This window comes from Roseateles puraquae (genome assembly GCF_002205845.1).
Taxonomy (GTDB): domain Bacteria; phylum Pseudomonadota; class Gammaproteobacteria; order Burkholderiales; family Burkholderiaceae_C; genus Pelomonas; species Pelomonas puraquae.
Map to the genome: position 1 here is coordinate 231080 of NZ_NISI01000002.1, position 13386 is coordinate 244465.

At 71.7% G+C, this 13386-nt stretch carries 14 protein-coding genes; 9 read left to right on the plus strand and 5 right to left on the minus strand.

The window, feature by feature from the left end:
* Positions 1-39 precede the first annotated feature (39 nt).
* Both CDO81_RS08130 and CDO81_RS08135 read left to right on the plus strand, forming a co-directional pair.
* Positions 40-582, plus strand: a complete 543-nt coding sequence (locus CDO81_RS08130; protein WP_088482678.1) for a peroxiredoxin — start codon at positions 40-42, stop codon at positions 580-582.
* Positions 582-1976, plus strand: a complete 1395-nt coding sequence (locus tag CDO81_RS08135) for an amidase (protein ID WP_206602090.1) — start codon at positions 582-584, stop codon at positions 1974-1976. The genes CDO81_RS08130 and CDO81_RS08135 overlap by 1 nt, the downstream gene beginning before the upstream one ends.
* A 9-nt stretch (positions 1977-1985) precedes the next feature.
* Here the strand turns inward: CDO81_RS08135 and CDO81_RS08140 are convergent, their stop codons facing one another.
* Positions 1986-2471: a hypothetical protein gene (locus CDO81_RS08140; protein WP_088482680.1), complete on the minus strand. Its 486-nt coding sequence runs from the start codon at positions 2469-2471 to the stop codon at positions 1986-1988.
* 73 nt (positions 2472-2544) lie between these two features.
* Positions 2545-3036 (minus strand): hypothetical protein, encoded by a 492-nt coding sequence (locus tag CDO81_RS08145; protein ID WP_088482681.1) that lies wholly within the window; start codon positions 3034-3036, stop codon positions 2545-2547.
* 42 nt (positions 3037-3078) lie between these two features.
* Here CDO81_RS08145 and CDO81_RS08150 point away from each other — a divergent pair, with 42 nt between their 5' ends.
* Positions 3079-3699, plus strand: a complete 621-nt coding sequence (locus tag CDO81_RS08150) for a glutathione S-transferase (RefSeq protein ID WP_088483032.1) — start codon at positions 3079-3081, stop codon at positions 3697-3699.
* Between the two features lie 16 nt (positions 3700-3715).
* On the opposite strand, the gene CDO81_RS08155 is transcribed toward CDO81_RS08150, so the two are convergent.
* Positions 3716-4342: a glutathione S-transferase family protein gene (locus CDO81_RS08155; protein WP_088482682.1), complete on the minus strand. Its 627-nt coding sequence runs from the start codon at positions 4340-4342 to the stop codon at positions 3716-3718.
* Positions 4343-4462: 120 nt separating this feature from the next.
* Between CDO81_RS08155 and CDO81_RS08160 the strand changes: the two genes are divergently transcribed.
* Entirely contained in the window at positions 4463-5083 is a 621-nt protein-coding gene (locus CDO81_RS08160; protein WP_088482683.1) for a DUF6515 family protein, read from the plus strand.
* A gap of 58 nt (positions 5084-5141) precedes the next feature.
* On the opposite strand, the gene CDO81_RS08165 is transcribed toward CDO81_RS08160, so the two are convergent.
* Positions 5142-6122, minus strand: a complete 981-nt coding sequence (locus CDO81_RS08165) for an XdhC family protein (RefSeq protein WP_088482684.1) — start codon at positions 6120-6122, stop codon at positions 5142-5144.
* Positions 6123-6224: 102 nt separating this feature from the next.
* Here CDO81_RS08165 and CDO81_RS08170 point away from each other — a divergent pair, with 102 nt between their 5' ends.
* From CDO81_RS08170 to CDO81_RS08180, 3 genes are read left to right on the plus strand one after another with little or no spacing between them, the layout of a single operon-like run.
* Complete coding sequence (locus tag CDO81_RS08170; protein ID WP_088482685.1) at positions 6225-6695, plus strand: (2Fe-2S)-binding protein; 471 nt, start codon at positions 6225-6227, stop codon at positions 6693-6695.
* Position 6696: 1 nt separating this feature from the next.
* Positions 6697-9051 carry a xanthine dehydrogenase family protein molybdopterin-binding subunit gene (locus tag CDO81_RS08175; protein WP_088482686.1) on the plus strand — a complete coding sequence of 785 codons (2355 nt, stop codon included), beginning with the start codon at positions 6697-6699 and terminating at the stop codon, positions 9049-9051.
* Positions 9052-9061: 10 nt separating this feature from the next.
* The gene (locus CDO81_RS08180; RefSeq protein ID WP_088482687.1) at positions 9062-9829 is read left to right on the plus strand and encodes an FAD binding domain-containing protein; all 768 of its coding nucleotides are present in this window, start codon (positions 9062-9064) and stop codon (positions 9827-9829) included.
* A gap of 17 nt (positions 9830-9846) precedes the next feature.
* On the opposite strand, the gene CDO81_RS08185 is transcribed toward CDO81_RS08180, so the two are convergent.
* A complete protein-coding gene (locus CDO81_RS08185; protein WP_158218194.1) occupies positions 9847-10515 on the minus strand; it encodes an alpha/beta hydrolase family protein in 669 nt (222 codons plus the stop codon).
* Positions 10516-10576: 61 nt separating this feature from the next.
* Between CDO81_RS08185 and CDO81_RS08190 the strand changes: the two genes are divergently transcribed.
* A complete protein-coding gene (locus tag CDO81_RS08190; protein WP_088482688.1) occupies positions 10577-11041 on the plus strand; it encodes a (2Fe-2S)-binding protein in 465 nt (154 codons plus the stop codon).
* A complete protein-coding gene (locus tag CDO81_RS08195; RefSeq protein WP_088482689.1) occupies positions 11038-13368 on the plus strand; it encodes a xanthine dehydrogenase family protein molybdopterin-binding subunit in 2331 nt (776 codons plus the stop codon). Before CDO81_RS08190 ends, CDO81_RS08195 begins: the two co-directional genes overlap by 4 nt.
* Positions 13369-13386: the final 18 nt, after the last annotated feature.

Sequence of the window (13386 nt, forward strand, 5' to 3'; positions counted from 1 at the left end):
ACCCCCTTGACCTGTGACTGTTCACCTCTTGGAGTCGTTATGTTGACGTCTACTGCCCGCCTGCTGTCGGCCCTGCCCCTGCTGCTCGGCCTGGCCCTGCCTGCCCATGCGGCGCTGACCGTCGGCGCGCCGGCGCCCGACTTCAGCGCCGACGCCGCCGTCGGCGGCCAGCCCTTCAAGTTCAAGCTGGCCGAGGCGCTCAAGCAAGGCCCGGTGGTCGTCTACTTCTACCCCAAGGCCTTCACGAGCGGCTGCACGGTCGAGGCGCACCAGTTCGCCGAGGCGACCGACAAGTTCAAGACGCTCAACACCACCGTCATCGGCATGTCCAACGACAACATCGACACGCTGAAGAAGTTCAGCGTCGAGGCCTGCCGCAACAAGTTTGCCGTCGCGGCCGACGCCGATGGCAAGGTCATCAAGGCCTATGACGCCAGCCTGAAGATGGTGCCGGGCACCATGGCCGACCGCATCTCCTACCTGATCGGCACCGACGGCAAGATCGCCGCCGTGCACGCCAGCATGGACCCCGATGGCCACATCGCCGCCATGCTGAAGGCCGCGGAAAAGCTCAAGAAGTGATCGCCGGCCTGTCGGCCGCCGAGCTGCTGTCGGCCTACCGCACGGGTGAGCTCTCGCCCGTGGAGGTGATGCGCGCCGTGCTGGCCCAGGCCGAGGCGCGCGAGGCCGAACTGCATGCGTTGTGCGCGGTCGATGCCGAAGGCGCGCTGGCCGCGGCCCGCGCCAGCGAGGCGCGATGGCGGGCGGGCCAGCCGCTGGCGCTGGACGGCGTGCCGGTCACCCTGAAGGAAAACATCGCTGTGCCGGGGGCGCCCTACCGCCTGGGCACGGCCGCCACGCCCGAGACGGCGGTGGCAGGTTTTGAGGCCCCGCCCGCGGCGCGGTTGCGCGAGGCGGGCGCCATCGCGTGGGCGCGCACCACCATGCCCGACTACGGCATGCTGAGTTCGGGCCTGTCCAGCCTCTACCCCGAGCCGGCCCGCAACCCCTGGGACACGCGGCTCACGCCCGGCGGCTCCAGCGCCGGTGCCGCCGCCGCCGCGGCGGCCGGCTATGGGCCGCTGCACCTGGGCACCGACATCGGCGGCTCCATCCGCCTGCCGGCGGGCTGGTGCGGCCTGGTCGGCCTCAAGCCCAGCCATGGCCGCGTGCCCATCAAGCCGGCCTATGCCGGCCGCGTGGCCGGGCCCCTGACCCGCAACGTGGCCGACGCCGCCTTGATGCTCGCCGCGCTGGCCCAGCCCGATGCGCGCGACGCGACGCAACTGCCACCCGCTGACGTGACGCCGCGCCCGCTGGCGCTGCGCGGCCTGCGCCTGGGACTGATGCTGGACGCCGGCTGGGGCGAGGCGGTGCAGCCGGAGGTGGCCGCTGCCATCACCGCCGCGGCGCGGGCCTTCGAGCGGGCGGGCGCGGTGGTCGAGCCCATCGCGGGCTTCACGACGCGCGAGATGGCCGACGGCATCGACCGCTTCTGGCGCATGCGCTCCTGGCTGGACATCTCGGCCCTGCCGCCCGCGCAGCGTGCGCGGGTGCTGCCCTACATCCTGGACTGGGTCGCCCCGGCAGCGGGCTACGACGGCGCCACGGTGTTCCACGGCTACAGCCAGATGCAGGCCCTGCGCGAGGCGGCCAACGCGGCCATGGACGGGCCGCGGCCGTTGGACTTCCTGCTCTCGCCGGTGTCGCCGATGCCGGCCTACCCGGCTCACCAGGCCAGCCCCCTGCACGACCCGGCACGGCCCTTCGAGCACATCGCCTTCACGCTGCCCTTCAACATGAGCGAGCAGCCGGCGCTGGCCGTGAACGCGGGCTACACCGCGGGCCGCCAGCCCTTGCCCATCGGGCTGCAGATCATCGGCCGGCGCTTTGACGACGCCGGTCTGCTGGCCCTGGGGGCGGCCTGGGAGCAGCTGCGCCCGGCCCAGCGGCCCTGGCCCTTCGAGCCGGGCTGAGCGGTGCCCTCAGGCCGTGCCCAGCCCGGCCGGCATCGGCTGCTGCGGCAACCCAGCCTCGCGCAGCACGCGGTTGACCTCGGCCCAGGCGTCGGTCGGGGTGGTGCAGACCACGCAGGGGCGACTGCGCCGATAGATGGCGGCCATGTCGGTCACCATGGGGGCGTCTTCATCGCCGGGCGCCACGAGCAGGATGGTGGCCAGCGGCACCGTCTGTCGATCGATGAAGCCGCCGACCGTCTCGCGGAATTCGCGCAAGCCGTCTTCATCCAGGCCGAGCGGCCGGCGGAACTCCATCAGGCTCACATAGCGCCGGTCCGCCGGAATGCGCTCGGCCGCGATGTTGGTGCCCCGCTTGGCGGCGGCCATCAGCGTGGCGTCGAACGGCCCCTGGGCGATGTAGTGCATGACCCGGTCGAGAAAGCCCACCGTGACACGGCCGAAGCCGTAGGCATCAGGCTGTTCGTACAGGGGCGTGGGGCCGGCGGCGCACATGGGAATCGGGGGCAGTCGCCCGGATTCTCGCGCCAATGTGGTGCAAAGAGGGAGAGACAGGGGAGCGGCTGGCTCAAGCGCGCGGCCGCGGTGTCGGCGCTGGTTGCGGAGGCAGGCCGGCGGCGATGAGGTCGGCATTGACCAGCGCCCAGGCGGCGTCGAAGGTGTCGGCGCGGCGCACCGGGCGGCTGGCGCGCCAGATGTCCATCAGCGCGGGCAGCCGCTCGATGCCCGGCAGCCCGGGCGGCACCAGGAAGACGGTGGACACGGCCACCAGCCCCCGCGAGGCGAAGGCGTCGATGCTGGCGCGGAGCTGGTCCACGGCGTTGGCGTCCATCTGCAGGCTGGTGCGGATCTCGATCATGTCGCCGAAGCGGCGGTCGGCCGGCAGCCGCTTGCCGGCCAGCGCGATGGCGCGCTTGGCGGCGGCCATCAAGGCGGCATCAAAAGGCCCTTCGGCCACCGACATCATCACGCGGCCCACCACGCCCACGCTGACCCGACCGAAGCTCGACCGAGGCTGCGGGCGGCGGTGGGTGAGCAGGGGAGGGCGGGGCGTGGCCATGATGTGAGACGATTTTGCACGCTCAACTGAGGAGTCATGACGATGTTGACCTTGTACGGCACCAAGGGCTCCGGCTCCGCCGCGATCGAAGCGGCCCTGGCGCGCGCGGGCCTGGCGTTCACCAGCGTGGACGCCGCCTCCTGGAACCCCGGCCCAGGGCATGAAGCGCTGCTGCAGGTGAACCCGCTGGGGCAGATTCCGACGCTGGTGCTGGCCGACGGCACGGTGCTGACCGAAAGCGCCGCCATCCTGATCCACCTGGGCCTGACCGTCGCGCCGGGGCTGCTGCTCCCCGCCGAGGCCAGCGAGCGCGCCCGTGCGGTGCGGGGGCTGGTGTACATCGCGGCCAATTGCTACGCCGCCATCAGCGTCATCGACTACCCCGAGCGCTGGTGCGAGCCCTGCGACGACGACATGAAGGCCCGCATCCGCGCCGGCACCCGCGCGCGGCTGCACGAGCACTGGCGCGTGTTCGCCGACCAGTTCAGCATCGGCTTCGAGGCCGCCAAGCCCGGCGCGCTGGAGCTGCTGGCCGCGGTGGTGAGCAAGTGGTCAGGCACGCGCCCGATGCTGCAGGCCGAGCGGCCCACCTTTCATGCGCAACTGCTGCGGGTGGAGCAGCACCCGGAGGTGGCCGCCGTGTTCCAGCGGCACTGGCCCTGAGAGCAGGAGGCCGGGATCAGAACACCGGGTCGGGCAGTTTTTCCTTGGCCACCACGCGCTGCGTCGCCGGGCGCTCGAACACCCGTTGCAGGTAGGCGCCCAGCGCCGGGCGGGTCTTGGCCGGGCGGGCCTGCATGCGCGTCCAGCGGCACAGCATGAAGGCCAGCGGGTCGACCGCGCTGTAGGTCTCGCCCAGGAACCACGGGCCGCCGTGGCGGGCGAGCTCGGCGTCCATCTGATCCAGCATCGGCGCCACCTGCGCTTCGGCGCGGGCCTTGACCTCCGCGGCGTCGCTGGCCATGCGGTCGGGGTAGAAGTAGTGGATCAACATGGCCTGCAGGGTGTTGGTGAGCCACACCATCCACTTGTAGTACTGGGCGCGCTGCGGCGTGCCCGGCGCCGGGCAGAAGCCCGGGTGGCAGTCGGCCAGGTGCATCAGGATGGCGGCGGTCTCATAGAGCACGAGGTCGCCATCGACCAAGGTCGGGATGAGGCCGTTGGGGTTGAGCTTGAGGTAGGCCGGCGACTTGTGCTCGTTGTTGGCCCGGTCCACCTGGCGCAGCGTGTAGGGGATGCCCATCTCCTCCAGCAGGATGTGGGGCGCGAAGCTGGCGTTGCTGGGGTAGTAGTGCAGTTCGATCATGAGGCTGACAGGCGGGCGACAGGGGAAGCTGCGAACTTTACGTGGGCGCAAAGCGCCGGCAGTCCACCGGCGCCAAGCTCGCGACGTTGCCTGCCCATCACGGCTGCCTCCCTGACGATCATGAATGCCTTGCTTCGCACCACCGCCACGGCGGTTCTGGCCCTGACCGCCGCGTTCTCTGCCCATGCCGATGTCCGCGCCCGCGTGAACATCGGCATGGTGTTCGACAACCGCTACCACCACGACCATTACTACCCGGCACCCGGCTACATCGCACCGGTCGTGCCCCATGGCGCGGTCATCGTCGGCGCCGGCCCGGGCCGCTATTGGTTCCATGGCGGCGTCTGGTACCAGCCCTACGGCCCGCGCTACCGCGTGGTGCTGCCGCCGGTGGGGGTGGTGATTCCGCTGCTGCCGCCGGCCTATGTGACGCTGACCGTGGGCGGCCTGCCCTACTACTACGCCAACGGCGTGTACTACCGCGCCGTGCCCGAGGGCTACGCCGTGGTGGCGCCGCCGCCCGAGCCGGTGGCCCAGGTGCAGCCCGCTCCACCGCCCCCGCCGCCGCGGGCCGAGCCCATCATCTACCCGCGCAACGGCCAGTCGGCCGAGCAACTGGAGAACGACCGGCGCGAGTGCAACCGCTGGGCCACCACGCAGCCAAATGCCCAGGCCGACGCCAGCGTGTTCAACCGCGCGGTCGAGGCCTGCATGGACGGCCGCGGCTACACGATGAAGTGAAGCCCGCCGCCCGGGCGGGCCGGCTTGGGTCGGCCCGGCGCTGGGCCCGTTCCGGGGGTCAGAGGGCGCAGCCGGCTTCGACCGTGTTGCCGCCGGCCTGGTAGCGCACGGCGGTCATCTCCGCCAGGATGCTCAGTGCAATCTCCGGCGGCGTGCGGGCGCCGATGTTCAGCCCGACCGGGCCGTGCAGGCGGTCGAGCTCCGCGTCGCTCAAGCCGAAGTGCTCGGCCAGCCGAGCGCGGCGCTTGGCCTGGTTGACCCGCGAGCCGATGGCGCCGACGTAGAAGGCCGGGCTCTTGAGGGCCTCCATCAGTGCCAGGTCGTCGAGCTTGGGGTCGTGCGTCAGCGCGACGATGGCGGTGGCGTCATCCACCTGGAAGGCCGTGACCACGTCGTCGGGCATCTCGCGCGTCAGCGTGACGCCGTCGATCGCGAAGCCGTCGGCGTATTCCTCGCGCGGGTCGCACACCGTGACGCCGTAGCCGAGGGCCTGGGCCATCTGGGCGAGGTAGTCGGTCATCTGCCCGGCGCCGATGACGAGCAGCCGCCACTGCGGGCCGTGGTGGCTGATGAGCTGGGTGTCGGTCACGCTCAGCGTGTCGGCCCCGCGTTCGGCGGGGGCGAGCGTCACGGCGCCGGTGGCGAGGTCGAGCGTGCGGCGCACGCGCTCGCCACGGGTCAGGCGGGTGAGCAGGTCGTCGAGTGCCGACCGCGGGCCCAGCGGCTCCAGCATCAGCTCCAGCGTGCCGCCGCAGGGCAGGCCGAAGCGGCGCGCCTCCTCCGCGCCCACGCCGTAGCGCAGGGGCGCGGGGCGGTCGAGCGTGAGGCTGCCCGCGCGCAGCTGGGCGACCAGGTCGTCCTCGATGCAGCCGCCGGACACCGAGCCGGCAATCTGGCCGTCATCCCGCACGGCCACGAGCGAGCCCACCGGCCGCGGCGCCGAGCCCCAGGTGCGGGTGATGGTGCCCAGCACCACGCCGCGCTGCTCGGCACGCCAGCCGGCGGCGGTGCGCAGCACGCTCAGGTCGAGGTTGTCCATCGTTTGTTCATCCCAAGCTTGATTCCCCACTAGGGTAAACGGCAATCACAAGTCCGGTGGGCAGGAACAGCATTTGACCCACAACACCCACGGAGACAAGCGATGAAGATCCAGCTCACGGTCAACGGCCGTGCGGTCAGCCGCGACGTGTCGCCCGACAAGCTGCTGGTGCAGTGGTTGCGCGAAGACCTGGCCCTCACCGGCACCCATGTCGGCTGCGACACCTCGCAGTGCGGCGCCTGCACCATCCACCTCAATGGCCGCGCAGTGAAGGCCTGCAGCCTGCTGGCCGTGCAGGCCGATGGCGGCAGCATCACCACCATCGAGGGCCTGGCCGCCGCTGATGGCGGTCTGCATCCGATGCAGGCGGCTTTCAAGGAATGCCACGGCCTGCAGTGCGGCTTCTGCACGCCGGGCATGGTGATGAGCGCGGTGGACCTGGTGCAGCACCACGACTGCAGCAGCGAGGCGGCCATCCGCGAAGGGCTGGAGGGCAACCTGTGCCGCTGCACGGGCTACCAGAACATCGTGCGCGCCGTGCAGACTGGCGCACAGGCCATGAAGGGGGCGTGACATGAACGCACCGCAAGACGGCTTCATCGGCCAGAGCGTCAAGCGCCGCGAGGACGCGCGCTTCCTGACCGGCCGCGGCCAGTACACCGACGACATCCTGCTGCCGCGCCAGACCTACGGCGTCTTCGTGCGCAGCGCCTATGCGCATGCACGGCTGAACAAGGTCGACACGGCCGCCGCCGCTGCGGCGCCGGGTGTGCTGGGCGTCTACACCGGCGAGCATTTCAAGGACGTCGGCGGCCTGCCCTGCGGCTGGCTGATCAACAGCCTTGACGGCTCACCCATGAAGGAGCCCAAGCATCCCATCTTGGCGCACGGCAAGGTGCGCTATGTGGGCGATGCGCTGGCCCTCGTCGTGGCCGAGACCCTGGCCGAGGCCAAGGCCGCAGCGACGCTGGTGGAGGTCGACTACGAAGAACTGCCTGCGGTGGCCGACACCGCCACGGCGGCCGGCCATGCGGGCGTGGTGCACGACGAGGCGCCCGACAACCGCTGCTACACCTGGGGTTGCGGTGACAAGGCCGCCACCGATGCCGCCATGGCCGGTGCCGCCCACATCACGCGGCTGCAGTTCCGCAACAACCGGCTCATCCCCAACGCCATCGAGCCGCGCGCGGCCAACGCCAGCTACAGCCCGGCCGACGAAAGCTACACCCTGTACGTCGCCAATCAGAACCCGCATGTGGAGCGGTTGCTGATGTGCGCCTTCGTGCTGGGCATCCCCGAGCACAAGCTGCGCGTGGTGGCGCCGGACGTGGGCGGTGGCTTCGGCTCCAAGATCTTCCTGTATGCCGAGGAGACCGCGCTGGTGTGGGCCAGCAGGCAGCTCGGCCGCCCGATCAAGTGGACGGCCGAACGCAGTGAGAGCTTCCTGAGCGACGCCCATGGCCGGGACCACGTCACCACGGCCGAGCTGGGCCTGGATGCCAACGGGCGCTTCGTCGGGATGCGGGTGCACACCACAGCCAACCTGGGCGCCTACCTGTCCACCTTCGCGTCCAGCGTGCCCACCATCCTGTACGCCACGCTGCTGGCGGGCCAGTACACGACGCCCCGCATCTACGCGGAGGTGACGGGCGTGTTCACCAACACGGCGCCGGTCGATGCCTACCGGGGCGCCGGCCGGCCCGAGGCCACCTATGTGGTCGAGCGCCTGGTGGAGACGGCCGCGCATGAACTGAAGCTCGACCCAGCCGAGCTGCGCCGGCGCAACTTCATCACGACCTTCCCCTACGCCACGCCGGTGGGCCTGACCTACGACACCGGCGACTACGACGCCACGCTGCGCCAGGCGCAGGAACTGGCCGATGTGGCGGGCTTTGCGGCCCGCCGGGCGGCGAGCGAGGCCAAGGGGCTCAAGCGCGGGCTGGGCTACTCGACCTACATCGAGGCCTGCGGACTGGCGCCGAGCAACATCGCCGGTGCACTCGGCGCGCGTGCCGGCCTGTTCGAGGCGGGTGAGGTGCGGGTGCACCCCACCGGCAAGGTCACGGTCTTCACCGGCAGCCATTCGCATGGCCAGGGGCACGAGACGACGTTCGCCCAGGTGGTGGCCGACCGGCTCGGCATCCCGCTGGACGATGTCGACATCCAGCATGGCGACACCGGCAAGGTGCTGTTCGGCATGGGCACCTACGGCAGCCGCTCGCTGTCGGTGGGCGGCACGGCCATCGTGAAGGCGCTGGACAAGGTCATCGCCAAGGGCCGCAAGATCGCCGCCCACCTGCTGGAGGCCAGCGAAGGCGACATCGAGTTCAAGAACGGCGAGTACCGCATCGCCGGCACCGACCGGGCCGTGCCCTTCGCCCAGGTGTCGCTGACCGCCTATGTGCCGCACAACTACCCGCTCGACAAGCTGGAGCCCGGCCTCAACGAGAACGCCTTCTACGACCCCACCAACTTCACCTACCCGGCGGGCAGCTATGTCTGCGAGGTGGAGGTGGACCCGGCCACCGGCGTGGTGCGCATTGACCGCTTCACTGCGGTGGACGACTTCGGCAACATCGTCAACCCGATGATCGTCGAGGGCCAGGTGCATGGCGGGCTGGCGCAGGGCATCGGCCAAGCGCTGCTGGAGCATGGCGTGTACGACGCCGACTCCGGCCAGCTGCTCACCGGCAGCTACATGGACTACGCCATGCCGCGTGCCGACGACCTGCCGAGCTTCACGGTGAAGACCGCCACCGGCACGCCCTGCACCCACAACCCGCTGGGCGTGAAGGGCTGCGGCGAGGCGGGCGCCATCGGCTCGCCGCCGGCCGTCATCAATGCCATCTGCGACGCCATCGGCGTGAAGGACCTGCCCATGCCGGCCACCCCCTGCGCGGTCTGGACGGCGCTGCAGGCCAAGGCCTGAGGAGACGACGATGAACTACCAAGTTGCTGCTTCCGTAGCCGCCGCCCGCCTGGGCGCCGACGACAAGTTCCTGGCCGGCGGGCAGAGCCTGCTCGGTGCCATCAAGCTGGGCCTGGCGGCGCCCGAAGGCCTGGTGGACGTGCGCCGCCTGCCCGAGCTGCAGGGCATCAGCGTGACGGGCGCTGCGGTGCGCATCGGGGCTGCCACGCCGCATGCGGTGGTGGCCGCCTCGCCCGAGGTGCGGCGCGCCATCCCGGCGCTGGCCGACCTGGCCGGGCGCATCGGCGACCGGCAGGTGCGCAATCTCGGCACCCTCGGCGGCAGCCTGGCCAACAACGACCCGGCGGCCTGCTACCCCGCAGCGGTACTCGGGCTCGGGGCCACGGTGCATACCGCCACGCGCCAGATCGCAGCCGACGACTTCTTCCAGGGCCTGTTCACCACGGCGCTGCAGGAAGGGGAGCTGATCACCGCGGTGAGCTTTCCCATCCCGAAGGCCGCCGGCTGGCAGAAGTTCAAGCAGCCCGCCTCGCGCTTCTCGCTGGTGGGTGTGTTCGTCGCGCGCTTTGACAGCGGCGTGCGCGTGGCCGTGACGGGCGCGGGGCCGGGCGTGTTCCGTTGCCATGAGCTGGAGGCGGCACTGGCCCACGACTGGAGCCCGGCCGCCGCCCGCGCGGTGAAGCTGTCAGCCGATGGCCTCAATACCGACCTGCACGGCACCGCCGCCTACCGCGCCGCCCTGATCCCCGAACTGGCCGCCCGGGCGGTTGCGGGCTGAGCGGCGGGCCGGGTGGGTCAGCCCACCGGGCGCTCGTTTTCCTGGGCGGCGATCAGCGCTTCGCGCCAGAGGCGCGCGGGGATGAAGGTGCGCAGCTGCTCCATGGCCTTCTCGATGAGGGCCGGGTGCAGGCTGTGGTCGATGTGTGGCAGCAGGTCGGCCGTCACGTCGGCACCCAGGTCGACCAGGGCCTGGGCGGCATCCACCACGTGGCGGTAGGGGAAGCGCTGGTCGGCGATGCCGTGCAGCAGGTGTACGCACACATCCTGGGGCGCGCTCTCGGGGCGCGCCAGGTAGCCGCCGGCAAAGGCCAGCACGCGGCCCACGAGCGCCTGCTCGGCCTGAACGGCTTCGAGGGCCAGCAGCGCGCCATCGCCCACACCCGCCAGCGCCACGCGCTGCCAGGGCAGGCCGTGGCGGGCGGCCTCGAAGCGCAGGCGCTCGATCAGGTGCGGCACGGCGGCGTTGACGCCGGCTTCGTCCGGCGAGGCGCCGGGCCACCAGCGGCAGCGGCCTTCGGCATCCCGCAGCGGCGGGTGCAGGTGCAGCACCAGCGCCCGCGGGTATTGCGCCGCCAGGGCCGCGGCCAGCGGGGCGAGGGTGTCAGGGCCGTCAGGGGCAATGCCGCTGTCGGGCAGGAGGGCGAACAGCAGGTCAGGGGCTGTTGCATCTTGGGGCTGGCTCATGCCGGTATTTTCGTCGCCTGCGGCTATCCTGGGGCGCCCTGCTCGCCGAGATGACGCGCCGATGGATCTGAAAGTGAATGGCCAGGTCGTGGCCCTGCCCGAGATTGCCAGCGACCCCGCCATGCCGCTGCTGTGGGCGTTGCGGGATGGCCTGCAGCTCACCGGCACCAAGTTCGGCTGCGGCGTCGGGGCCTGCGGGGCCTGCACCGTGCATCTGGACGGTCAGCCGGTGCGGTCCTGCGTCACGCCGCTGGGTGCCTGCGCGGGCAAGCCGGTCACCACCATCGAGGGTCTGGCCCCGGCCGGCTCGCCGCATGCGTTGCAGCTGGCCTGGCTGGCCGAACAGGTACCGCAGTGCGGCTACTGCCAGAGCGGCATGCTGATGGCGGCCGCGGCCCTGCTGGCCCGCAACCGCCGCCCGACGGATGCCGACATCGACGCCGCCATGACCAACCTCTGCCGCTGCGGCACCTACCCGCGGGTGCGGGCGGCGATCAAGCAGGCGGCCCAGGGGCTCAAGCCATGAAGCGCCGTACCTGGTTGCTGGCCGGTCTGGGCGCGGCCGGCGCGCTGGTGGTGGGCTGGGGCGCGCTGCCGCCGCGGTCGCGCCTGGGCACGGCCCACAGGCTGCCGGTGGTGGCGGGCGAGGTGGGGCTCAATGGCTGGATCAAGATCGCCGCCGATGGCCATGTCGTGCTGGCCATGAACCGCAGCGAGATGGGGCAGGGCGTGCACACCGGCCTGGCGCAGTTGGTGGCGGAGGAGCTCGATGTGCCGCTGCACACCGTGCGCCTGACAGCTGCCGGGCATGAGAGCCTTTACGGCAACGTGGCCACCATGCTCGGCAACATGCCCTTCGGCCCGCGCGACGAGGGCACTGTGCCCGAACGCATCGCGCACTGGGCGACCGTGCGGGTCGCCCGCGAGCTGGGTATCAACCTCACGGGCGGGTCGTCGAGCATGGCCGACGCCTGGGAGCCGCTGCGCCTGGCCGCAGCCACGGCCCGCGCGCAGCTGCTGGGCGCGATGGCGCTCAAGCACAAGCTGCCGGTGGCCGAACTCACGGTCAAGGACGGCGTCGTCCACCATGCCAGCGGGGCGCTGGGCCATTACGGCGAGGTGGCCGCCCAGGCGGCGCTGACGCCGCCGGGCGAGGTGACGCTGAAGCCACCCGCGCAGTGGCGCCAGATCGGCCAGGCCCTGCCGCGCATCGACCTCGCCGGCAAGGTGAATGGCCAGGCCCGGTTCGGCCTGGACGTGCGCGAGCCCGGCCAGCTGTTCGCGGCGGTGCGGCACTGCCCCATGCTGGGCGGCGGCGTCGGCCCGGTGCGCAACCTCGCGCAGGTGATGGCCATGCCCGGCGTGCTGCGGCTCGTGAGCCTCGGGCCCATGACCGGGTCGACGGCGGCCTATGCTGTCGTGGCCCGCACCACCTGGCATGCCCAGCAGGCCGCCCGCGCGCTGGAGGTGGACTGGCAGGCGCCACCGTCGGGCCGGGTCGATTCGGCCACCGTGATGCAGCAGCTGGCGCAGGCCGCGCAGGCGGCGCATGACAGCGGCGGGGGCTTCGCCTTTCGCCGCGAGGGTGACGTGAAGGCCGGCCTGCAGTCGGCGGCACGGCAGGTCAGCGCGGTCTACAGCGCGCCTTATCTCGCGCATGTGACGATGGAGCCGATGAACTGCACCGTGCAGGTCCGCGACGGCGCGGCCACGGTCTGGGCGCCCACGCAGGTGCCCGGTGCTGCGCGTGAGGCGGCGGCCCGCGTGCTGGGGCTGCCCGATGAGGCGGTGACGGTGCACGTGACCTACCTCGGCGGCGGGTTCGGCCGCCGCCTGGAGGTGGACTTCATCGCGCAGGCCGCGCGCGTCGCGCTCGAATGTGGCGGCGCGCCGGTGCAGCTGGTCTGGTCGCGCGAGGAAGACATGACGCACGACTTCTACCGTCCGGCCGGAGTGGCCGTGCTGCAGGCGGGCCTCGGCGCTGACGGCCGGCCGGTGGCGCTGGCCATCACGAATGCCGGCGACGCGCTGGTGCCGCGCTGGCTGTCCCGCATCGTGCCGCGGGTCTCCGGTCTGATCGATGGGCTCACCCGCAACGGTTTCCCCGACAGCCGGGCCCTGGGCGCGCTCACCGCCCCCGGCGACGCCCCCGACAAGACGGCCGCCGAGGGCCTGTTCGACCTGCCCTATGCCGTGCCCGCGCTGCGCGTGGCGCATGTGGCCACGCACAGCGGCATCCCGGTCGGGTCCTGGCGGGCGGTGGGGCATTCGCACCACGCGTTCTTCCTGGAGAGCTTCATCGACGAGCTCGCGCATGCGGCAGGCGCCGACCCGGTGGCCTACCGCCTGGCGCTGCTGGACGGTCTGCCGCGCCATGCGGCGGTGCTCAAGCGCGCGGCCGAGGCGGCCGCCTGGGGGCAGCCGTTGCCGGCGGGTGTGGCGCGCGGTGTGGCCCTGCACGAGAGCTTTGGCAGCATCGTGGCGCAGGTGGTGGAGGTGACCCAGCTCGCCGGCCGGCCGCGCGTGCGGCGCGTGGTCTGCGCGGTGGACTGCGGCACCGTGGTCAACCCCGGCGTGGTGGCGCGGCAGATGGAGAGCGGCATCGTCTTCGGCCTCACGGCGGCGCTCTATGGCCGCATCGACGTGGTCCGCAGCGAGGTTCAGCAAAAGAACCTGCCCGACCAGCCACTGCTGCCGCTGGCGGAATGCCCGGTGATCGAAACCTATTTCGTGCCGAGCGACGGCCCGCCGACCGGTGTGGGTGAGCCGGGTACCCCGCCCATGGCGCCCGCGCTGGCCAATGCCTGGTTTGCGCTGACGGGAGAGCGGCGACGCAATCTGCCGCTGATTTGAGCGAGCCGATCTTTGCCG

Coding starts and splice junctions, on each gene's coding strand:
- CDO81_RS08165 (WP_088482684.1), bottom strand. CDS start 6,122: ATGGACAACCTCGACCTGAGCGTGCTGCGCACCGCCGCCGGCTGGCGT.
- CDO81_RS08145 (WP_088482681.1), bottom strand. CDS start 3,036: ATGGCCACGCCCCGCCCTCCCCTGCTCACCCACCGCCGCCCGCAGCCT.
- CDO81_RS08185 (WP_158218194.1), bottom strand. CDS start 10,515: ATGAGCCAGCCCCAAGATGCAACAGCCCCTGACCTGCTGTTCGCCCTC.
- CDO81_RS08140 (WP_088482680.1), bottom strand. CDS start 2,471: ATGTGCGCCGCCGGCCCCACGCCCCTGTACGAACAGCCTGATGCCTAC.
- CDO81_RS08180 (WP_088482687.1), top strand. CDS start 9,062: ATGAACTACCAAGTTGCTGCTTCCGTAGCCGCCGCCCGCCTGGGCGCC.
- CDO81_RS08190 (WP_088482688.1), top strand. CDS start 10,577: ATGGATCTGAAAGTGAATGGCCAGGTCGTGGCCCTGCCCGAGATTGCC.
- CDO81_RS08175 (WP_088482686.1), top strand. CDS start 6,697: ATGAACGCACCGCAAGACGGCTTCATCGGCCAGAGCGTCAAGCGCCGC.
- CDO81_RS08160 (WP_088482683.1), top strand. CDS start 4,463: ATGAATGCCTTGCTTCGCACCACCGCCACGGCGGTTCTGGCCCTGACC.
- CDO81_RS08150 (WP_088483032.1), top strand. CDS start 3,079: ATGTTGACCTTGTACGGCACCAAGGGCTCCGGCTCCGCCGCGATCGAA.
- CDO81_RS08170 (WP_088482685.1), top strand. CDS start 6,225: ATGAAGATCCAGCTCACGGTCAACGGCCGTGCGGTCAGCCGCGACGTG.
- CDO81_RS08130 (WP_088482678.1), top strand. CDS start 40: ATGTTGACGTCTACTGCCCGCCTGCTGTCGGCCCTGCCCCTGCTGCTC.
- CDO81_RS08195 (WP_088482689.1), top strand. CDS start 11,038: ATGAAGCGCCGTACCTGGTTGCTGGCCGGTCTGGGCGCGGCCGGCGCG.
- CDO81_RS08155 (WP_088482682.1), bottom strand. CDS start 4,342: ATGATCGAACTGCACTACTACCCCAGCAACGCCAGCTTCGCGCCCCAC.